We start from the raw sequence: 21093 nt of genomic DNA, 5'->3' as shown, positions 1-21093 counted from the left end.
ACCATGAAGCCCCGCATGAATTTCTACCAGGCCGCACCCGACACGATGAAAGCGCTGATGGCGCTTGAGACGCAGATCCAGTCCACGGGACTGGAGAAATCGCTGATCGAAATCGTCAAGATCCGCGCGTCGCAAATCAACGGCTGCGCCTTCTGCATCAACATGCACACCGAGGACGCCCGCAAGCGCGGCGAGACCGAGCAGCGCATCTACCTGCTCGACGCCTGGCGCGAATCCCCGCTCTACACCGATCGCGAACGCGCCGCGCTGGCCTGGACGGAATCGGTCACGCTGATCTCGCAGACGCATGCGCCTGATGACGTCTACGAGCAGGTCCGCGCGCAGTTCTCCGAGGAAGAAACGGTGAACCTGACCATGCTGATCGGCGCCATCAACGCCTGGAACAGGATCGCGATCGCGTTTCGCGCGGTCCATCCAGTGAAGGTGAAGGCATCGGCGGCGTGAGCCAACCACAACCACAGTCTTGTAGGGTGGGCAAAGCGAAAGCGTGCCCACCTTCTGTGGCTACCAGCAGAGAAGACGTGGGCACGGCGCGAGGCGCCTTTTGCCCACCCTACAACAACAGAGTACGCGCCTCAGACCGCCGTCGCCTTGGCGAACTCCACATAGATCTCGCGCAGCCGCATCGCCATCGGGCCGGGCTTGCCATCGCCGATCTTCTTGCCGTCGACAGCGACCACCGGCTGGACGAACGAGGATGCGCTCGTGATGAATGCTTCCTTGGCGGCGTGCGCTTCGGCGACCGTGAAGGAACGCTCCTCGACGCGGAGCTGACGTTCCTCGGCGAGCGCGATCACGGCCTTGCGGGTGCAGCCCGGCAGGATCGCGTTGGAGTTTTGGCGGGTGACGATGACATCGTCCTTGGTCAGGATGAACGCGGTGGACGAGCCGCCCTCGGTGACATAGCCATCCTGCAGCATCCAGGCCTCGCCGGCGCCGGCTTCGGCCGCGGCCTGCTTCGCCAGCACCTGCGCGAGCAGTGCAACGCTCTTGATGTCGCGCCGCTCCCAGCGGATATCGGGCACGGTGATCACGTTGATGCCGGTCTTTGCGACCGGAGTGTTGATGATATCCTTCTCCGAGGTGAACATCACCAGGCTCGATTTAACGTCAGCCTTGGGGAATGGGAAGTCGCGGCCCTTGTCGGCGCCGCGGGTCACCTGGAGATACACCAGCCCGTTCTCGACCTTGTTGCGCGCAATCAATTCCTTCTGAATCTCGGTGATGCGTTCGAGCGTCTCCGGCAGCTTCAGCTTGATCTCGCCGACCGAGCGCTCCAGACGCGCCAGATGCGAGGCGTTGTCGACCAGCTTGCCGTCGAGCACGGCCGAGACCTCATAGATGCCGTCGGCGAACAGGAAACCGCGATCGAGGACCGAGATTTTGGCGTCCGAGAGCGGGACGAATAAGCCGTTGACGTAGGCGAGCGGATCCAAGGCAGGTCTCCTAGGGGAAGGGATTTGGCGCGGTTATACGCCGATTGAGGGGCGTCGGGCACCCTCGTTTCGTCATTCCGGGGCATTCGCGCAGCGAATGAGCCCGGAATCCATTCCACTCCGGGTGTTGCCGCCCGACGGATTTCGGGCCTGCGCCTTCGGCGCATCCCGGAATGACGGCGGGAATTAATGCGACAATATCTTCGACAAGAACTTCTGTGCGCGGTCGCTGCGCGGCTTGCCGAAGAAGTCTTCCTTCGCCGCGTCCTCGACGATCTCGCCGCGGTCCATGAAGATCACGCGATTGGCCACTTTGCGGGCAAAGCCCATCTCGTGGGTGACCACCATCATGGTCATGCCTTCATGAGCGAGATCCACCATGACGTCGAGCACCTCGCTGACCATTTCCGGGTCGAGCGCCGAGGTCGGCTCGTCGAACAACATGACGATCGGATCCATGGCGAGCGCACGGGCAATCGCAACGCGCTGCTGCTGGCCGCCGGACAGGTTCGCGGGATACTTTTGGGCCTGTTCCTTGAGGCCAACACGCTCCAGCAGTTGCATGCCTTTCGCCATCGCCTTGTCGCGCGACCGGTCGAGGACCTTCTGCTGCGCGAGGCAGAGATTGTCGATGATCTTGAGATGCGGAAACAGCTCGAAATGCTGGAACACCATGCCGACGCGCGAGCGCAGCTTAGGCAGATTGGTCCTGGGGTCGTTGACCTTGGTGCCGTCGACGCTGATGTCGCCGCTCTGGAACGGCTCCAGCGCATTGACGCATTTGATCAGGGTCGACTTGCCCGAGCCCGAGGGGCCGCAGACCACCACGACTTCACCCTTGGTGACGCTGGTTGTGCAATCGGTCAGCACCTGGAAGCTCGGGCTGTACCATTTGTTGACGTGGCTGATTTCGATCATGACGGACACGCTCTATCGAATGATGGCGATGCGCGCCTGAAGGCGACGGACGCCGAAGGACGCGATACAGGAGATGGTGAAGTAGACGACCGCTGCGAACAGGTACATTTCGACGAGACGCCCGTCGCGCTGCGCGACCTTGCTTGCCGCGCCCAGGAAGTCCGTGATCGACAGGACGTAGACCAGCGAAGTGTCCTGGAACAGCACGATGGTCTGCGTGATCAGCACCGGCAGCATGTTGCGGAAGGCTTGCGGCAACACGACGTAGCGCATGGTCTGGGCGTAGGTCAGCCCGAGCGCGTTGGCCGCGGCCGGCTGGCCGCGCGAGATCGACTGGATGCCGGCGCGCATGATCTCGGAGAAGTATGCTGCCTCGAACATGATGAAGGTGATGAGGCAGGATGCGAAGGCGCCGACGCTGATCGGGCGCGAGGCGCCGGTCAGCCATTGCCCGATATAGGGCACCAGGAAGTAGAACCAGAAGATGACCAGCACCAGCGGCAGCGAGCGCATGAAGTCGACATAGACGCCGGCAATGCGCCCGAGGATCTTGTAGCCGGACAAGCGCATCAGCGCGAGCGCCGTGCCGAAGACCAGGCCGCCGAGGGCTGCAAGCGCCGTCAGCGTAAGCGTGAACGTCATGCCCTCGTAGAACAGATAAGGCAGCGCACGCCGGATGACGTCGAAATCGAGGTTGGAGAACATCGCTATTTCCCCGTGATGTAGCCGGGGATCGCGACCCAGCGTTCGAGGAAGCGCATCGCCGTCACGACCACGGCATTGACGAGGAGGTACAGGATCGTCGCGGCAGTGAAGGCCTCGAACACCTGGAACGAGAATTCCTGCATCGAGCGCGCCTGCCCGGTCAGCTCGAGCAGGCCGATCGTGATCGCGACGGCCGTATTCTTGATGGTGTTGAGGAATTCGGAGGTGAGCGGCGGCAGGATGATGCGGAACGCCATCGGCAGCAGCACGTAGCGATAGGCCTGCACGGTGGTGAGGCCCAGCGCAGTGGCCGCCATCTTCTGCCCTCGCGGCAGCGAGCCGATACCGGCCTGCAGCTGAACGGCCACGCGCGCCGACATGAAGAAGCCGATGCCGATCGCGGCCGTCCAGAACGGCGCGTTCGGGAGTTGCTTCAGCCAGGTACCGGCAGCCTTGGGCAGCAACTCCGGCAGCACGAAGAACCACAGGAACAGCTGCACGAGCAGCGGCATGTTGCGGAAGAATTCGACCCAGCAGAAGCCGAACCAGTCCGCGCCCCGGGAGGGAAGCGTGCGCATGACGCCGACGAGCGAGCCGAAGATCAGCGCGATGATCCAGGCGAGCGCGGCCGTCTTAAGGGTCAGCACCAGTCCCGACAGCAGCATGTCGAGATAGGTGCCCGTCCCCATCGGGTTCGGCTGGAAAAAGATTCCCCAGTTCCAGTTATAGTTCACGTGTCCCCCGCGCGAACGCGCCACTGATAGAGATTGTCCCGGCGCCTATGCAAATGTCCGGCCACCCCTATGTCAAGAGTGGCCGGACATGATCCCGATCGAAAGATCGAGGTTGTATCTTACTTGTAGTCGTCCGGGTTCGGCGAATCCGTGGGCTTCGCGAACTCGTTCTTCAGCTCGGGCGAAATCGGGCTATTGAGGTTGAGGCCCTTCGGCGGGATCTTCTGGGTGAACCACTTGTCGTAGATCTTCTGGCCCTCGCCCGAGGTGTAGAGCGCGGCAGTCGCGGCATCGACCACCTTCTTGAACGGCGCGTCGTCCTTGCGCAGCATGATGCCGTAGGGCTCGGGCTTGGAGAACGCGTCCTTGGAGATGACGTAGTCGGCCGGCGACTTCGAGCCGGCCACGAGGCTCGCGAGCAGGATGTCGTCCATCACGAAGGCGACCGCACGGTCGGTCTCGACCATCAGGAAGGCTTCAGCATGGTCCTTCGCCGGGATGATGTTGGCGCCGAGCTTTTTCTCGACGTTGGCCTCGGTGAGCTGCTTGATGTTCGTCGTGCCGGCGGTGGAGACCACCGTCTTGCCCTTGAGGTCGTCGATCGACTTCAGGCCGCTCGACTTCTTGAAGACGTAGCGGCTGGCGGTCAGGAAGTGGGTGTTGGTGAAGGCAACCTGCTTCTGGCGCTCGGCATTGTTGGTGGTCGAGCCGCATTCGAGGTCGATGGTGCCGTTGGCCATCAGCGGGATACGGGTCGCCGACGTCACCGGGTTGAGCTTGACCTCGAGCTTGTCGAGCTTGAGCTCCTTCTTCACGGCGTCGACGATCTTGTAGCAGATGTCCATCGCGAATCCGACGGGCTTCTGGTTGTCGTCGAGATAGGAGAACGGGATCGAGGAGTCGCGGAAGCCCAGCGTGATGGCGCCGGTGTCCTTGATGTTCTTCAGCGTGCCTGTCAGCTCCTGGGCCCCGGCCTGGCTGACGGCGAAGGTCGCGGCGAGCGCAAGCCCGATGCTACGAAAATGTTTCACTTTTTTGGTCCCCTTTCAGGATGATGCGGCCCGGATGCAAGCACAGATTGGGCCAGATTAGAATGTGACTTTCGGCTGGCTTGTGGCTCAGGTTAATGGGCTCAGGTCAGCGGCTTGGGTAATTCCCCGAGATCCCAGAACAGCCCGGCCATCACCGTCAAGGCTTCTTCCGTCAGAGGCAGCAGGATGTGCTCATTGGGCGCATGCTGGGAGCAGCCGGGATAGGAATGCGGGACCCAGATCGTCGGCAGACCCAGGATCTCGGAGAACACGTCGTTGGGCAGCGAGCCGCCGAAGTTCGGCAGCACCGCCGGCAGCTTGCCGGTGGTCTCTTTCACCGAATCCGCCGCCCATTTGATCCAGGGGCTGTCGAAATCGGTGCGCGAGGCGGCAAAGCTCTGCGCCGCCCGCACCTCGACCATCGGAAAGCCCTTCTGGACAAGATGCGCGCGGATCGCCTCGATCAGGCCGCCGACCTCGGTGCCGACCACGAAACGCAGTTGCAGCACGGCATTGGCATGGCCCGGAATGGCGTTGGCCGGCTTCTCGATATTGCCCGACGACATCGCCAGCACTTCCAGCGTATTCCAGGCATAGAGCCGTTCGGCCGCCGACAGACCCTCCTCGCCCCAGTTCTCCGCCAGCGCCGGCTCGTCCTCGGTCGGGACCACCTGCACGTCGGCGAGATAGGAGCGGATCTGGTTGGTGAGGCGCGGCGGCTTCAGCGCATCGAGCAGAAGACGACCGTGGCCGTCGACCAGCGTCGAGATGGCGTTGACCAGGATGGTCGCGGGGTTGGCCAGCACGCCGCCCCAATTGCCGGAATGATGGCCGCCATCGCGCAGGTTCACATCGAGATGAATGCGGATGCCGCCGCGGCATCCCAGGAACAGCGTCGGGCGGTCGGCGGACAAACGGGGCCCGTCGGAGGCCATGAACAGATCGGCCTTGAGCGCGTCGCGATTGAGGTCGCAGACCTTGCCGAGATCGGGCGAGCCGATCTCCTCGCCCATTTCGACGATGAACTTGGCGTTGAAGCCGAGCTTGCCGCCACGGGCGTCGCGCACCGCGCGGAGTGCCGCCATGTTGATGCTGTGCTGGCCCTTGTTGTCGGCGGTGCCGCGGCCATACAGCCGGTTGCCCGCAACCGTCGTGCGCCAGGGATCGCGGCCGTCGCGCCACTCGCCTTCCATACCGTCGACGACATCGCCATGGCCGTAGATCAGCACGGTCGGTGCTGAGCCGCTTTCGAGATGCTCGGCGAACAGGAACGGTGACTTGCCGCTGGGGGACTCGACGATGCGGCTGGTGAAATCGAGCGCGGCAAACGCCGGCTGCATCTCCTGTTCCAGATAGGCGCGCAGCTCGGGGCCACGCGACGGATTCTGGCTTTCGGTCTGATAAGCGACGCGGCGGTCGAGTTCAGCGAGGAACGCGCCGGATTTGAAGTCGTCCCGGGCGCGGGCGATGGCGTCGGCTCTGGTCATTGCTTTTCGTTTTCAAGGTCTCGAGGCGAGCGAACCTAGCGGGCTACACTGGCCGTCGAAAGTGGCGGGGAGTTGGATAGTTCTTGTACTTCTCTTGTGATTTCGTTCTTGCTCTCTTGAGATTGGCTTGCCAAAGGCGGGAGCCCGCTGATTTTGGCCTTGCCAAGCGCAGCTTATATGCAAGAACTTCGCCAAGTTCGGGCGCACATCTACCATTCGAAGAGCGCTCGGTATAGAGCGCCGGGGAACGATCATGGCCAAGCAGATCAGGCTCAACGCCTTTGCGATGAATTGCGTCGCGCACCAGTCGCCGGGTCTGTGGACCCATCCACGCGACCGTACCGCCGAGTATAACCGCCTGCCCTATTGGATCGATCTCGCCAAAACGCTGGAGCGCGGGCGTTTCGACGGTTTGTTCCTGGCCGACGTGCTCGGGGTCTACGACGTCTATGGCAACAGCCCCGACGCGGCCTTGCGCAACGCCGCTCAGACGCCGTCGAACGAGCCGCTGCTGCTGCTCTCGGCAATGGCCGCAGTGACGAAAAACCTCGGCTTCGGCGTGACCAGCAATCTCTCCTTCGAACCGCCCTATCCGTTCGCGCGGCGGATGTCGACGCTGGACCATCTCACCGAAGGCCGGATCGGCTGGAACGTCGTCACCGGCTATCTCGACAGCGCCGCGCGAGGTGCCGGCAAGGACAAGCAGACCGGCCACGACGTCCGCTACGACATCGCGGACGAATACATGGAGGTCGTCTACAAGCTCTGGGAAGGGAGCTGGGAGGACGACGCCGTGCTGCGCGACCGCAAGCGCGGCATCTTCACCGATCCCAGCAAGGTTCACCGCATCAATCACGAGAGCGCGAACTACCGCATCAACAACACCATCCATCTCAGCGAGCCGTCGCCGCAACGAACGCCGGTGCTGTACCAGGCCGGCACCTCGCCGCGCGGTCGGCAGTTCGCGGCCAAGCATGCCGAATGCGTGTTCATGTCGGGACCGTCGGCAAAGATCATCGCGCCGCGCGTCTCAGCGATCCGCCAGGAGGCCGCCGCACTCGGCCGCGATCCCGCGGGAATCCTGATGTTCAACATGATGACGATCATCCTCGGCAACACGGAAGCAGAGGCTGCGGCGAAATATGCCGACTACCGCTCGCATATCAATCCGGAAGGCGCGCTCGCGCTGATGTCGGGATGGACCGGCATCGACTTCTCCGGCTACGAGCTCGACCAGGAGGTCCGCCACGTCCAGAACGATGCCGGCCGCAGCGCCCTCGATAACGTCACCCGGGGCGACCCCGACCGCGTCTGGACCGTGCGCGACGTCATCGAGCATGTCGGCATCGGCGGCGCCGGCCCCGTCGTGGTCGGCACGCCGGAGAGCGTCGCCGACAAGATCGAGGACTGGTTCGAGAAGACCGATGTCGACGGCCTCAATGTCGCGTTTGCGGTCTCGCCCGGCGATTTCGAGGATATCGCCGACATGCTGGTGCCGGAGCTGACCAAGCGCGGACGGTACAAGCCGGAATACGCCAAGGGCACGCTGCGGGAGAAGCTGTTCGGCGATGGCCGCGCACGGCTCGACGCGCCACATCCCGCGGCGGGATATCGGGTGGGGAAGACGGGGTAGAGCCTACACTTTCCCGTCCACCATCACCTCGATCAGCTTCGTCCCCGGCCGGCCAAACGCCGACGCCAGCGTCGCCTTCAGCTCGCGGGGATCGCTCACCTTGATCGCCTCGCAGCCGAGCGCCCTGGCAACGCCGGCGAAATCCACGGGCGGATCGATAAAATCCATGCCGACATAATTGTCGTCGCCATGGAAGGCGAGCAGGCGCTGCTTGATGATGCGGTAGCCGCCATTGTTGGCGATGACGACGTTGAGCGGCAGCTTGTGATGCGCCGCGGTCCACAGCGACTGGATCGAATACATCGCGCTGCCGTCGCCCGAGAAGCACACCACGGGGCGATCCGGATTGGCGATGCTGGCGCCGACCGAGGCCGGCAGGCCCCAGCCGATGCCGCCTGAGGCAAGGCCGTGATAGCCGTAGCGATCGCGATGCGGTCGCAGCGCCGTCACCTGGCGGCTGGAGGTGAGGCCCTCGTCGACGAGGATCGCGTTGTCGGGCATGGCCTCGACCATCTGCAGCACCAGATAGTCCGGATCGATCGGGGTGCGGCTCGCGCTCTTGCCGATCTGCTCGATGAGCGCGGTGCGACGTGCGGTCCAGTTCTTCGGCGCGAGCTCGGCGAGGCGCTGCCTCGCCCGGCTCGCGAGCGCGGCACCACCCATCTCTTTCAGCACCGGGATCAGCGCGCGCAGCGTTTCCTTCAGGTCCGCCTTCAGCGCGATCTCGGCGCTGTAGTTCTTGGCGATCTCCCAATCGACGAGACCGATCTGCACGATGCCGAGTCCGTCAGGCAGCGCATCGACCTCGCTGTAAACAGACATCCGCAAGGGATCGCCGCCGAGCGCAATCAGGAGGTCGTAGGGCGCCAGCGTGTCGCGCGCCACCTTCTGCACGCGTGCAAGCGTGCCGACGAAGCTCGGACTCTCCGAGAGGAAGTGCGAGCCATAGGGCGTCGAGGACTGGTAGGCGGCAGCTCCAAGCAGCTCGGCGAGTTCAGCCGCTTCCTTCAGCGCATCGCTCTTCACCACCTCGTCTATGGTGACGATGACGGGGCGCTCCGCCTTCAGCAGGCGCGCGGCAAACGCCCTCAGCACCTCGTCCGATGGCCTTGTCCGCGCGTCGATGCGGGTGGAGCGGCCGAGATCGATGCCGGCTTCGCTATTCAGGATGTCGCCCGGAAGCGAAATGAACACCGGACCGGTCGGCGGCGTGGTTGCGATCTTGGCGGCACGGCGCACGATGCGCGGCAGGTCTTCCAGACGCGTCACCTCCACCGCCCATTTCACCAGCGGCTCGGCCATGCGCACCAGCGGACCGTAGAGCACCGGCTCCATCAGGCCGTGGCCCTGCTCCTGCTGGCCGGCGGTGAGAATCATCGGCGTGCCCGTGAACTGGGCGTTGTAGAGCGAGCCCATGGCGTTGCCGAGGCCGGGGGCGACATGGACGTTACAGGCGACGAGCTTGCCGGAGGCGCGGCTGTAGCCGTCGGCGATCGCGACCACCAGACTCTCCTGCATCGCCATCACATAGGTGAGATCGGGATGGTCCTTCAGCGCATGCATGATCGGCAGCTCGGTGGTGCCGGGGTTGCCGAACAGATGCGTGATGCCCTCGTCCTTGAGCAGCGCGAGAAAGGCGGAGCGGCCGGTGATCTTGTTCTTCATGTTTCCTCCAGGAGCGGTCGTTGCCGCAAGGACGGAAGGCATGATGGCCGAAGTTCTGGCAGGCGCGCAAGGAAGCGTGGTCATGGCTGCGTTGCGTGCGACGGTCTCGTGTCCCGGAAGCGACGCAGCGCGTCCGGGACACGAGAGCGGAGCGAACAGGGCTACATCTCCTCCCGCCCCAGCTCGAACGGATCCTCGCCACTCGCCCGCTTCTTCTTTTTCGACCGCTGCCAGACCACGCCCGGAAAGCCTTTCAGCGGCACCAAGGGCTCGCCGGTATAGGCCCATTCCTGGAGCTCCTCGATCGCAATGTGATAGAGCGGCTGGCGGCCGGTGCGCTCCCTAAAGAGCGCGCGGGGGATGTTGACCATGTGCGGGCCGCGCGGACGTTCATAGGCAATCGGCGTGCCGCACTGCGAGCAGAAGCTGCGCGTGGTTTTGGTCGACTTGTCCTCGTAGCGGGTGAGAGCGGTCTTCCCGGACGTGATGCGAAACCGCTTCTTCCAGCTGCCGACATAGGTGGCGTAGGCGGCACCATGCGCGCGGCGGCTGGCGGACGAATGATCATGCCAGGCCCAGCGCACGGGGACGTCGATCTCGAAGGTGACCTTGCCGCAGAGGCATTGCCCGGTGGCGATCCCTGCGGCGGTGGCGAGTTTGGCCATGGTATCTCCCCGTCGTCATTGCGGGGACAACAATACATGATTGTCATTCCGGGGCGCGACGAAGTCGCGAGCCCGGAATCCATCGCGCAGCAAACCAGGACGTGAAATGGATTCCGGGCTCGACGCTTCGCGTCGCCCCGGAATGACGGAGGGACTTACGCCGGCGTCAGTTCGTCATAAACTGGGTAATCCGTATACCCCTTCTCCTCGCCGCCGTAGAACGTCGCGCGATTGTACGGCGTGATCGGATAGTCGTGCTCCAGTCGCCGCGGCAGGTCCGGATTGGAGATGAAGATCCGGCCGAAGGCGATGATGTCGGCGTGGCCGTCGGCGATCGCCGCGTTCGCGGTCTCGCCGGTGAAGCCGCCGGCAGTCATCAGAACGCCGCTGTAGAGCGGCCGGAACAGTACCATTGCCGACGGCACGTTCTGCCAGTTGACCTCGGCGCGACCCGAGCCGCTCGATCTCGGCTCGATGAAGTGCAGATAGGCGAGGCCGAGCTTGTCGAGCGCCTTCACCACATGAGTGTAGAGCGGCATCGGATCGGGCTCGCCGGAATCATTGGCGATGCCGTAGGGCGACAGCCGTACGGCAACGCGATTGGCACCCCAGACGTCGATCGCGGCCTGTGTCACTTCGAGCAGCAGCCGGGCGCGGTTCTCGATCGAACCGCCATATTGATCGGTGCGCTGGTTGCTGCGGGACTGCAGGAATTGCTCCAGCAGATAGCCGTTGGCGCCGTGGATCTCGACACCGTCGAAGCCGGCCGCAAGCGCGTTCTTCGCACCTTGCCTGAAGGCCTCGACGATACCCTTGACCTCTTCGGTCTCGAGCGCGCGCGGCGTCTCATAGTCCGAGATCTTGCCGTCGGCCGTCATCGCCTTCATGCCCTCGGCCTTGATCGCGATGGCCGAAGCAGACACCGGCAGCTGGCCGCCATGGAAGGAGGAATGCGAGACCCGGCCGACATGCCAGAGCTGGAGGAAGATGATGCCGCCCTTGGCGTGCACCGCATCCGTCACCTTGCGCCAGCCGGCAATCTGCGCCTCCGAATAGATGCCCGGCGTCGCGGGATTGCCGCGGCCCTGCGAGAGCACCGGCGAGGCTTCGGCGATGAGCAGGCCGCCTTGCGTCGCGCGCTGGCCGTAATATTCGGCGTTGAGCGGTCGCGGCGCAAAGCTCTCGCGCTCGGCCCGCATGCGCGTCAACGGCGCCATCGCGACGCGATGCGCAAGCTTGTACGGACCGACCTGCAACGGCCTAAACAACGCTTCGAATTTCATGCGGGCCCCGAATGTCTGTGAAAGGATGCGGATCATATAGCGTGGGGCGGCCACCGGAAAAGGCGCCGCCCCACGAAAAGCAAATATTCCCCCTCGCGGAACGCGGGGAGAAAACAGGCCTCAGGCCGTCTTGATCCAGACGGACTTCACGTTGAGATATTCCTCGACATGCTGCTTGCCGGACTCGCGGCCGTAGCCGCTCATCTTGTAGCCGCCGAAGGGCACGGCCGGGTCCATCGCCTGGTAGCAGTTCACCCACACCGAGCCGGCACGCAGCGACTTCGCGACCGCATGCGCCTTGCTGACGTCGCGCGTCCACAGTCCCGAGCCGAGGCCGAAGGTGGTGTTGTTGGCACGCTTGACCAGCTCGTCCATGTCCTTGAACGCGATCGCGGAGATGACCGGACCGAAGATCTCCTCCTGCGCGATACGCATGTTGTCCTGCACGCCCGCGAACACGGTCGGCGAGACGAAGAAGCCCTTCGACAGCGCGCCTTCGGTGACGCGGCCGCCGCCGGCGAGCGCCTTCGCGCCTTCCTTCTGGCCGATGTCGAGATAGCTGGTGACGCGCTCGAGCTGCTGCTCGGACACCAGCGGACCGATCTGCACGTTGGGATCGAGCCCGTTGCCGACCTGCAGCTTCTTGCCGAATTCGGCAACGCGGCCGACGAACTCCTCGTAGATCGACTGCTCGACGAACAGCCGCGTGCCGGCGCTGCAGATCTGGCCCGAATTGGCGAACACCGCCATCGCCGCACCCGGCACCGCGGCGTCGAGATCGGCATCCGCGAACACGATGTCCGGCGACTTGCCGCCGAGCTCGAGCGAGACGCGCTTGAGGTTGCCGGCGGACGCACGGATGATCGACTGCCCCGTGACGTGCGAGCCGGTGAAGGCGACCTTGTCGACGTCGTGGTGCGAGGCGAGCGCGGCGCCCGCGGTCTCGCCATAGCCGGGCACGACGTTGATGACGCCGGGCGGAATGCCCGCCTCCATCGCCAGCTCGGCGATGCGCAGCGAGGTCAGCGGCGCCTCTTCGGCGGGCTTGAGCACCACGGTGCAGCCGGTCGCGATCGCGGGGCCGATCTTCCAGATCGTCGCGGTGAGCGGCCCGTTCCAGGGAATGATGGCGCCGACGACGCCGATCGGTTCCTTCAGCGTGTAGGAGAAGATCTCGCCGGGCAGCGAGTTCTCGATGGTCTCGCCGTGGATCGCCGTGGTCTGGCCGGCATAATAGCGCAGCATGCCGACGGCGCGCAGGCGATAGGCGCGGGTGCGGCTGAGCGGCGCGCCCATGTCGAGCGTGTCGAGCTGCGACAATTCGTCGAAATTCTTCTCGACGAGGTCGGCGAGCTTGAGCAGCAGATTCTGCCGCTCGAACGGTTTGACCTTGCTCCAGGGGCCCTCGAAGGCGCGGCGGGCCGCGGCAACCGCACGATCGATGTCTTCCTTGTCGCCCTCGGCGACGGTTGCGAGCAATTCGCCGGTGGCAGGGTTATGAGTCTCGAAGCGCTTGCCTGAGGCGGCATCGATCCACTTACCGTCGATCAGCATCTGCTTGTAGGACCCGTTGGCGAACGGATGGCGCGTGATCGGAATAGCCTGCGACACAGCCATGGCTGCACTCCCTGTCAGGTGTTTGATTGGTTCGATCTGGGCGGGATCGTTAGGCTGAAGGATACAGCCGCGCCGGATAGGCGTAAAGGCAGCGTCGAACGAAGACCTCCCATGCCGACTTGTGCAGGGTCGGACTGCTGCCATGTTATAGCTCGACCGAGAGTTCTTCCCCGGAGACGATCCATGCCACATCCCACCATCGTCAAAGACAATGTCGCCGTGATCACAGGCGGCGCATCCGGAATCGGGCTTGCCGCCGCGGCGGCCTTCGCGCGCGCCGGCATGAAGGTGTGCATCGCGGATGTCGACCGGGAACGGCTGGCGGACGCCGCGACAAGACTGTCATCTGTCACATCTGCCACAAACGTGATGACCTCAGTCGTCGATGTCAGCAGCGCGGAGAGCGTGAGGGAACTGGAACGTGCCGTGAGCGCGCAATTCGGCGGAACGGACCTGCTGATGAACAATGCCGGCATCCAGCCGGGCAGCACGCTGTTCGGCGAACCCGACAATTGGCAGCGCATCATCGACGTCAACATGTGGGGCATCATCAACGGCTCGCGCATCTTCGCGCCCAACATGATCGCGCGCGGCAAGACCGGCATCATCATCAACACCGGCTCGAAGCAGGGTATCACCACGCCGCCGGGCGACCCCGCCTACAATGTCTCCAAGGCCGGCGTGAAGGCATTTACCGAAGCGCTGCAGCACGAGCTGCGCAACACGAAAGACTGTCGCCTCACGGCACATTTGCTGATCCCCGGCTTCGTCTTCACCGGCCTCACCGCGAAGGGACGCACCGAAAAGCCGGCCGGCGCCTGGACGCCGGAGCAGACGGTCGATTTCATGCTGGCGCGGCTGGAGGCTGGCGATTTCTACATCCTGTGCCCGGATAACGACGTGCCGCGCGCGCTCGACGAGAAACGCATCCAATGGGCCGCCGGCGACATCGTCGAGAACCGCCCGCCGCTGTCGCGCTGGCACCCGGATTACACGGATGCGTTCACGAGGTTCGTGGAGAGGGAGTAACCGTCAAATCCTCATGGTGAGGAGCGCGCCCTTGCGCGCGTCTCAGGAACGATGCTTCGCATCGCCTGAAGAACCATGCAGGCCCGGCTGCAGCGGCCCGGCCTCGATCCTTCGAGACGCCCGCTTTCGGCGGGTTCCTCAGGATGAGGGGTTGGAGTGTTCGCGGCGCGGCAAGTTCGCGCAAGCCGCCCTACAGCGTCTCTTGCTGGTGCCCGCAATTCTTGCAAGCGAACTTGACCCGGGTCTGGCCTTTTTCCGCCTGGACCCGATTCGGCGCGCCGCACTTGCCGCAGACGGCCTCGATGCGGGTCGCGCCCTGCTTGACGACGATGGTCTTCTTTTCCATCGATTCGCGGATCAGGCGCTCGGCCTCCTCACGCAGCGATTGTTTCGACAAAGCTCGTCTCCGCATCTGGAAAGCGCGAGAGCCATATCGCACCTGCGTTCGAAGTACAATGCGGGATGCGGATCGGAAGGCCCGATCAAAACGTCATTCCGGGCGGACGCGCGAGCCGCGGCGCGTCGCTCCGCGGCTCTCGTGCTCGTCGTCCGGATTGGCGCAAGGCAGATTCTTCAAGCCGCCTTGGAAACTTCCATCAGCAGCCGTTCGGCCTTGGCATCCTCGATGCGGTTCACCAGTCGGCTGCTCTCGTGATTGTCACGTACGGTCTTGGTCAGGGTGATGCAGGTCTGGATCAGCATGACGATGCCCATGGTGAGATAGCCCTTCATCCAGAAGTCGATCGGCAGGAAGAAGATACCGATGGCGATGAGGAACGCGGAGGCTGCGAAGGACGCGTAAGTGAAGGTCACCCAGGCGCTGCTATGGGGTTGGCCGTTCTGGTTCATGATGGTCTCCTGTTGGTTCGAATGATGATGGGGTTGGGGATCAGGCGGTCGGCGCGCGCTTGGACTTCAACCGGACCAGCACGTCGTCCGCAGTCGTCTTCAGCCGTGGGCCAAAACCCTGCTCGGCAAGTCTCTCGGCGGTGGCGAGCGGTCCGGTGGCCGCATCGAGCTCGACCAGCGCATCATCGGCGGCCTGGGCTTCCATCTGCCGCTCGCGCAGGCGCCGCAGGGTGCTCTCCGCCTCCGGCAGCGTGGATTCGTAAGGACGTGCCGCCTCGATGCCACTGCGGCGAAGCGAGCGCACCGCCTCCGAGGCTCGGGCGACCCGGCGGCCGCGATCGAGCTCGGTGATGCGGGCCTGCGCGGTTGCGACGTGCCGCTTCAGCCTGATGATCTCGGTCGCGAACAAGGCGCGGGCCGTCATCGCCGCATCGCGGTCAGCCTCCAGGCCTGCGATGGCGTCGGCAGCGTCCCTGGCGAGATCCTCGCGGCCGCCATCGAGCGCCGCGACCGCGCGCGTCTCGAGATCGGCGATGCGGGCGACGGTCGCCTCGAGCTTGCGGCCCTCCTGCTGGTCCTGCGCGATCGCAAGCGCCAGCGTCCGCTTGCTGCGCTCGACGGCGGCGGCCGCATCGCGCATCTGCTGGTCGAGAATGAGGAGGGCGGTCCGGTCCTCCAGTTCCTCGCCGGCGGCGGCCACGCTGCCCCGGAAGAGTGTCACGACGGTCTTGAACATCTGCTGCTCCCTGTTTATGAGCGTTGCTCACAAATCGTTTGTAGCAACAACTATGAACATTGTTCAAGAATAATTTGAGCAACGCTCAAGAATTTGATAGGCGCATGTCTAAAGCCTTGGAACGTCGAGAGAAACTTCGAATCGACCTCATCCTGACGGCGGAGCGGATGATCGCCGACCGTGGCTTGTCGGGGCTGAAAACCCGCGATCTCGCCCGCGAGATCGGCTGCGCCAATGGTGCGGTCTATAATCTCGTGGCCGATATGGACGAGCTGATCCTGCGGGTGGGCTCGCGCACGCTGCACCGGCTCGACGAGGCGCTGAGCGCGGCGGAAAGCTCGGGCGCCTCCTTGCCGCAGGAGACGCTGGTCCGCATCGCCATCGCCTATTGCGATTTCGCGGCGAAGAATCTCCAGCTCTGGCGCGCACTGTTCGAGCACCGCATGGAGGCCGACAAGGTCGTTCCCGACTGGTCCGTCGATGACCAGATGCGGTTGTTTCGCCACATCTACCAGCCGCTGGTCTCGCTGTTTCCAAAACGCGGCCCGGAAGAGCTCGGAATCACCGCGCGCAGCTTGTTCTCGGCGGTGCATGGCATGGTGGCGCTGGGGTTGGAGCAGAAGCTGGTCGCGGTGCCGCTGCTGGCGCTGCGCAAGGAAATCGCAGGCCTCGTGCGCGCGATGATTGACGGACTGATCGCACAGGCCGGGCAGAGCCGCGCAGCAGTGGGACCGTAGAGACCTCGCGGGCATCAACGAACGCGCAGACGCGCTCTGCAGCACCGGACCTGAATCTCGACGAGAACTAGGAACGAACATTCCGAGGGCCGGTTGACGCGCATGGTTTCCCTCTCAGCGCGAGCCCTCCCATGTATCACCACGTCAAGAAACTGATGTTCACCGTGCGTGTCGACGAACCCGATCCGCGCTTCGGCAATATGCTGCTCGAGCAGTTCGGCGGCGCCAATGGGGAACTTGCGGCGGCGATGCAATATTCGATTCAAGGTTTGAATTGCGAGGATCCCGACCGCAAGGATCTCCTGATGGATATCGGCACCGAAGAGCTCAGTCATCTCGAAGTCGTCGGTTGTCTCGCGCGGATGCATCTTGCGCCTTCGAAGAACGACCGCCAGGCGGCAGAGGCCGATCCGCTGATTGCGATCGCCGGCGGCGGCGGCGTCAATCTGTTCAATTCACAAGGCAATCCCTGGACCGCCGACTATCTCAAGATCACCGGCGAGCTCGACGTCGATCTCCGCAGCAACATCGCCGCCGAGGCGCGCGCGAAGATCGTCTATGAACGGCTGATCAATTTTTGCGACGACGCCGGCAGCAAGGACGCGCTCCAGTTCCTGATGACGCGGGAAATCACTCATATGAAGGCGTTCGCGCGCGCGCTCGAAAGCCTGTCGAAGCCGGCCTTCAGCATCGGCAGGCTCGCGCCGACGCCCGGCCTCGTGAACCAGTACTTCAACGATTCCACCGGCAGCGGCGACCACGGAGAAATCGACACCCGCGGTCCGTGGAACGAGGGCGAGGACTGGGTGTTCACGGAATCGCCCGCTCTGCAGTCCACCGATGCCGGCGCCGGCACACCGATCGTTGCGGAGAGCTCATCGCCCGTGGACGAGGCGGGCCTGACCGATCTCCTGCTCCATGAACTGCGCGACATTCTCCATGCCGAGAAGCAGTTGACCAAGGCGCTTCCCAAGATGGCGCAGGCCGCCCGCTTCGACCAGCTGCGGGAATTGTTCGAACTGCATCTGGCCGAGACCGAGAATCAGGTCGAGCGCATCAACGAATGCTTCGAGCTGCTCGGCGAGACCGCACGCGCCAAACCCTGCAAGGGCATGATGGGCCTCATCGAGGAAGGCCAGGAAGTCATGAAGGAAGCCGAAGACAAGGAAGACGCTGCCGCCGACCTCTCACTGATTTCTGCGGCTCAACGCGTCGAGCATTACGAGATGTCCGGCTACATCACCGCGCGCAATCTGGCGCAGCAGCTCCGGCATAGCGCAGTGGTCGCCCTGCTCTCCAAATCCCTCGCCGAGGAAGAAAACGCCGATCTCCTGCTCAATCAGGTCGCGCGATCGCTGATGTCGGTTGCGAAGATGCCTGCCGCAGTGGAGCAGGCCGAATAGGAAGCGCCTGACGCAACGCACAGACAACACCGCCTCGCGCCCTCGCGCGGGGCGGTCGGCCACGGATACGGTACGATCGTTCGTGCCGGGTGGCACACACCTTGCCTCTCGATGCCGGATGATTGTCGGACAGGAGGCCTCCATGAGCCGTTCACCCTTCCATATGAGCCGCCGCAACGTGATTGGCGGCGTGGGTGCCGCCGGCATCAGTGCCGTTGCTCCGCCATTCGCTTGGGCGCAGGGACGTAGTGAGACGCTGCTGGTGGTGCAGGAGCTGGGTCCGAACTCGCTGGACATGCAGGGCGTCGGCTCCAACCAGACCGTAAATGGGCTATCGTGGAATTGCTACGACCGCCTGCTTTCCTACGGCTCCATGACGCTGCCGGACGGAACGCTGTCGTATGATCGCGAGAAGCTCGCGCCCGAACTGGCCGAGAGCTGGGAGGTCGCAGCCGACGGCATGTCCTGCACCTTCAAGCTTCGCAAGGACGCGAAATTCCACGACGGCACGCCTGTCACCGCCAAGGACGTCAAATGGTCGTTCGACCGTGCGGTGAAGGTTGGCGGCTTTCCGACCTTTCAGATGTCGGCGGGATCGCTGGAAAAGCCCGAACAGTTCGTGGTCGTGGACGATCACACCTTCCGCATCGACTATGTCCGCAAGGACAAGATGCTGCTGTTCAACGTCGCCGTGGTCGTGCCCTTCATCATCAACTCGGAACTGGCGAAGAAGAATGCTAGTCCGGAAGACCCCTGGGCATTGACGTGGCTCAGGAACAACGAGGCCGGCGGCGGCGCCTACAGGATCGAAAGCTGGAAGCCCGGCAGCGAGACCGTGCTGGCGCGTTTCGACGACTGGAAGAGCGGACCCTTGCCGAAGATCAGGCGCGTGATCGCACGCGACGTTCCCTCCGGCGGAACGCGCCGCGCCATGCTGGAGCGAGGCGACGCCGACTTGTCGAGCGGCTTTGCGCCGCGCGATTTCGACCAGCTCATCAGGGAAGGCAAGGTCAAGGTGTCGGGCGTGCCGATCCCCAATGCGCTCTGGTACGTTGCTCTGAACACCGCAAAGCCGCCTTTCGACAATATGAAGCTGCGCCAGGCCATCGCCTGGGCGATGCCATATGAGCAGATCCAGAGCAGCGCGTTCTTCGGCCGTGCCGTTCCGATGTACGGAGGAGCCGCAGAAGTCTCAAAGCCGGTCTGGCCGCAGCCGTTTCCCTATGCCACCGACCTCGACAAGGCCAAGGCCTTGATGAAGGAAGCTGGCTTCGGGTCCGGCCTGGAGACGACCTTGTCGCTCGACACAGGCACCGCGACCGTCGGCGAACCCACGGCGATCCTGATCCAGGAGAGCCTCGCCAAGATCGGCATCAAGGCATCAATCGAAAAGATCCCCGGTGCCAACTGGCGCACGACGCTGAACAAGAAGGAGCTGCCGCTCGCGCTCAACCGTTTCAGCGGCTGGCTCGACTATCCCGAATATTACTTCTACTGGAATTTCCACGGCAACAATTCGATCTTCAACATCTCCTCCTACCAGAACAAGGAGATGGACGCGCTGATCGACAAGGCCCGCTTCACCGCTGATACGGCCGAGTACAACAAGGCGGTGAAGGATTTCATCGCGCTCTGCATCCGCGACGTGCCGGTCGTTCCGCTCAACCAGCCGATCCACGACGTCGCCATGCAGAAGGGCATCACCGGTTACGAGTTCTGGTTTCACCGCGAGCCGGATTACCGCCAATTTTCGAAGGGCTGATGCCGCTCGACGACGCGGAGCACATCTGACGCAGCCCGCGCCTGCTCGATCGAAAAACCTCGCGTCAGCCGCGCCTCGCTCGCGCGCAGCGCTGCTGTATCCAGCATGCCTTTCCGCGAGCCTTCCAGGGCGCAAGCGAAGATGCGGTAGAATTGCGCGCCGTCATAGGCGACCAGCAGCAGGTCGACGCCGGCATTGATCGCCTCGACCACGGCCTTGCAGACGTCGTTCTGGTAGATCGCGCCCATCACGAGGTCGTCGGTCATCACCACGCCCTGATAGTCCCATTTGTCCCGGATGATGCCATCGACGACGCGCTTGGAGTGCGAGGCGGCGCGTTCGGGGTCGACCGCGGTGAGCGTGACATGGCCGACCATCAGTGCGCTGCGCGAATGCGACAGCACCTCGCGGAACGGAAGCCAATCCGAGGCTTCCAATTCCGCAACCGGCGCGTCGAGATTGGCACTGAAATGATGCGTGTCGGTGCGGACGCGGCCGATTCCCGGAAAATGCTTGAGCGTGGCACCGACGCCGGATTCTTCCAGCCCGCGCACATAGGCGCTCGCGATCGTGCTGACGACAGCCGGATCGGCTGCAATTGCGCGCTGGCCGATCAGCGTGTGGAAATCGAGGCGGTTGCGCCGCGCCGGCGGCTTGAGGTCGAGCACCGGCGCGAGATTGAGGTTGACGCCTAGGCCCGCAAGCTCGCGTCCGTGGATACGACCGAACTCTTCAGCCTTGGCCTGCTGGTCGTCGGGAGCGAGACCGGCGAGCGTCGCCAGCGCCGGCACCTTGGTCAGCGGCGGCGCCAGATGCCCGACGATGCCGCCCTCCTGGTCGGCGGCGACGACCAGCGGCGGCAGGCCCGCCGCGCGCCGCTTGTCCTGAAGCGCCGAGATTTCCGCACGTAACGCCGCGACGGTCCGGTCCCGGATGTTGTGCCGGGTCACATAGACGCCGCCGATCAATCCCTGCTCGGCCAGCCTCGCGACCTCGGGAAACGAGGAATAGCCGACCATGAAGTGAGGCCCGAGCTGGCGCGCCTCGGCGGCACTTGCGCCGAGAACGTCGTGCTTGCGCAATTCGAGTTTCAGATGCGCCGCGGACATCAGGACCGGCGGCAGGCACCAGAGCGTGACCAGCAGCTTGCCTGCGACAGTCCGCCAACGCCCTCCGCGCAGCAGCAGGAGAACAATCACGATGCTTGCGACGACAAGCGCCAAGTTTCCGGCGCCGCGCAACGGGACCAGATAGGGATCGTTCTTGTTCGCGGCCGCGAATGCGACGACGGGCGCGGCAAGCCAGAGCAGAATGTGACCGATACGGCGGAGGAATTGCATGATGCATCACGCGCTTGGAGGGGCGAATGCTTCGCACCTATC

20 protein-coding genes are annotated in these 21093 nt (G+C 63.9%); 6 read left to right on the top strand and 14 right to left on the bottom strand.

What is annotated here, in order from left to right; genetic code table 11:
• Positions 1–3 precede the first annotated feature (3 nt).
• On the top strand, positions 4–465 hold the full coding sequence (locus CIT39_RS04880) for a carboxymuconolactone decarboxylase family protein (protein ID WP_094973156.1): 462 nt from the start codon (positions 4–6) through the stop codon (positions 463–465).
• 131 nt (positions 466–596) lie between these two features.
• On the opposite strand, the gene CIT39_RS04875 is transcribed toward CIT39_RS04880, so the two are convergent.
• From CIT39_RS04875 to CIT39_RS04850, 6 genes are all read right to left on the bottom strand, one after another.
• On the bottom strand, positions 597–1457 hold the full coding sequence (locus CIT39_RS04875; RefSeq protein WP_094973157.1) for a D-amino-acid transaminase: 861 nt from the start codon (positions 1455–1457) through the stop codon (positions 597–599).
• A 186-nt stretch (positions 1458–1643) separates the two neighbouring features.
• Entirely contained in the window at positions 1644–2375 is a 732-nt protein-coding gene (locus CIT39_RS04870; protein ID WP_094973158.1) for an amino acid ABC transporter ATP-binding protein, read from the bottom strand.
• Between the two features lie 12 nt (positions 2376–2387).
• The gene (locus CIT39_RS04865; RefSeq protein ID WP_094973159.1) at positions 2388–3080 is read right to left on the bottom strand and encodes an amino acid ABC transporter permease; all 693 of its coding nucleotides are present in this window, start codon (positions 3078–3080) and stop codon (positions 2388–2390) included.
• Positions 3081–3082: 2 nt separating this feature from the next.
• A complete protein-coding gene (locus tag CIT39_RS04860; RefSeq protein WP_094973160.1) occupies positions 3083–3814 on the bottom strand; it encodes an amino acid ABC transporter permease in 732 nt (243 codons plus the stop codon).
• A 119-nt stretch (positions 3815–3933) separates the two neighbouring features.
• Positions 3934–4845, bottom strand: a complete 912-nt coding sequence (locus CIT39_RS04855; RefSeq protein WP_094973161.1) for an amino acid ABC transporter substrate-binding protein — start codon at positions 4843–4845, stop codon at positions 3934–3936.
• A gap of 101 nt (positions 4846–4946) precedes the next feature.
• Positions 4947–6332 carry a M20 family metallopeptidase gene (locus tag CIT39_RS04850; protein ID WP_094973162.1) on the bottom strand — a complete coding sequence of 462 codons (1386 nt, stop codon included), beginning with the start codon at positions 6330–6332 and terminating at the stop codon, positions 4947–4949.
• Positions 6333–6585: 253 nt separating this feature from the next.
• Between CIT39_RS04850 and CIT39_RS04845 the strand changes: the two genes are divergently transcribed.
• Positions 6586–7965 (top strand): LLM class flavin-dependent oxidoreductase, encoded by a 1380-nt coding sequence (locus CIT39_RS04845; protein ID WP_094973163.1) that lies wholly within the window; start codon positions 6586–6588, stop codon positions 7963–7965.
• Positions 7966–7968: 3 nt separating this feature from the next.
• Here CIT39_RS04845 and CIT39_RS04840 read toward each other — a convergent pair whose 3' ends face one another.
• The 4 genes from CIT39_RS04840 to CIT39_RS04825 form a co-directional block, all read right to left on the bottom strand.
• Positions 7969–9630 carry a thiamine pyrophosphate-binding protein gene (locus CIT39_RS04840; RefSeq protein ID WP_094973164.1) on the bottom strand — a complete coding sequence of 554 codons (1662 nt, stop codon included), beginning with the start codon at positions 9628–9630 and terminating at the stop codon, positions 7969–7971.
• Positions 9631–9791: 161 nt separating this feature from the next.
• Complete coding sequence (locus CIT39_RS04835; RefSeq protein WP_094973165.1) at positions 9792–10295, bottom strand: GFA family protein; 504 nt, start codon at positions 10293–10295, stop codon at positions 9792–9794.
• Positions 10296–10450: 155 nt separating this feature from the next.
• On the bottom strand, positions 10451–11578 hold the full coding sequence (locus CIT39_RS04830; RefSeq protein WP_094973497.1) for an alkene reductase: 1128 nt from the start codon (positions 11576–11578) through the stop codon (positions 10451–10453).
• A 120-nt stretch (positions 11579–11698) separates the two neighbouring features.
• The gene (locus CIT39_RS04825; RefSeq protein ID WP_162308346.1) at positions 11699–13195 is read right to left on the bottom strand and encodes an aldehyde dehydrogenase family protein; all 1497 of its coding nucleotides are present in this window, start codon (positions 13193–13195) and stop codon (positions 11699–11701) included.
• Positions 13196–13378: 183 nt separating this feature from the next.
• Here CIT39_RS04825 and CIT39_RS04820 point away from each other — a divergent pair, with 183 nt between their 5' ends.
• On the top strand, positions 13379–14224 hold the full coding sequence (locus CIT39_RS04820; RefSeq protein ID WP_094973167.1) for an SDR family NAD(P)-dependent oxidoreductase: 846 nt from the start codon (positions 13379–13381) through the stop codon (positions 14222–14224).
• Between the two features lie 190 nt (positions 14225–14414).
• On the opposite strand, the gene CIT39_RS04815 is transcribed toward CIT39_RS04820, so the two are convergent.
• From CIT39_RS04815 to CIT39_RS04805, 3 genes are all read right to left on the bottom strand, one after another.
• Positions 14415–14621 carry a hypothetical protein gene (locus tag CIT39_RS04815; RefSeq protein WP_008145196.1) on the bottom strand — a complete coding sequence of 69 codons (207 nt, stop codon included), beginning with the start codon at positions 14619–14621 and terminating at the stop codon, positions 14415–14417.
• Positions 14622–14797: 176 nt separating this feature from the next.
• The gene (locus CIT39_RS04810) at positions 14798–15073 is read right to left on the bottom strand and encodes a YiaA/YiaB family inner membrane protein (protein ID WP_091966026.1); all 276 of its coding nucleotides are present in this window, start codon (positions 15071–15073) and stop codon (positions 14798–14800) included.
• A gap of 40 nt (positions 15074–15113) precedes the next feature.
• The gene (locus tag CIT39_RS04805) at positions 15114–15809 is read right to left on the bottom strand and encodes a PspA/IM30 family protein (protein ID WP_094973168.1); all 696 of its coding nucleotides are present in this window, start codon (positions 15807–15809) and stop codon (positions 15114–15116) included.
• Between the two features lie 104 nt (positions 15810–15913).
• Here CIT39_RS04805 and CIT39_RS04800 point away from each other — a divergent pair, with 104 nt between their 5' ends.
• From CIT39_RS04800 to CIT39_RS04790, 3 genes are all read left to right on the top strand, one after another.
• Positions 15914–16546: a TetR/AcrR family transcriptional regulator gene (locus tag CIT39_RS04800; protein WP_094973169.1), complete on the top strand. Its 633-nt coding sequence runs from the start codon at positions 15914–15916 to the stop codon at positions 16544–16546.
• Positions 16547–16677: 131 nt separating this feature from the next.
• Positions 16678–17949, top strand: a complete 1272-nt coding sequence (locus CIT39_RS04795) for a DUF892 family protein (RefSeq protein WP_094973170.1) — start codon at positions 16678–16680, stop codon at positions 17947–17949.
• A 142-nt stretch (positions 17950–18091) separates the two neighbouring features.
• A complete protein-coding gene (locus tag CIT39_RS04790) occupies positions 18092–19711 on the top strand; it encodes an ABC transporter substrate-binding protein (protein ID WP_094973498.1) in 1620 nt (539 codons plus the stop codon).
• On the opposite strand, the gene CIT39_RS04785 is transcribed toward CIT39_RS04790, so the two are convergent.
• Positions 19687–21051, bottom strand: a complete 1365-nt coding sequence (locus tag CIT39_RS04785; RefSeq protein WP_094973171.1) for a glycoside hydrolase family 3 N-terminal domain-containing protein — start codon at positions 21049–21051, stop codon at positions 19687–19689. The genes CIT39_RS04790 and CIT39_RS04785 overlap by 25 nt on opposite strands.
• Between the last annotated feature and the right edge of the window lie 42 nt (positions 21052–21093).

Source organism: Bradyrhizobium symbiodeficiens, assembly GCF_002266465.3.
Lineage (GTDB): Bacteria > Pseudomonadota > Alphaproteobacteria > Rhizobiales > Xanthobacteraceae > Bradyrhizobium > Bradyrhizobium symbiodeficiens.
This window is presented reverse-complemented; position numbering and strand designations above follow the sequence as displayed.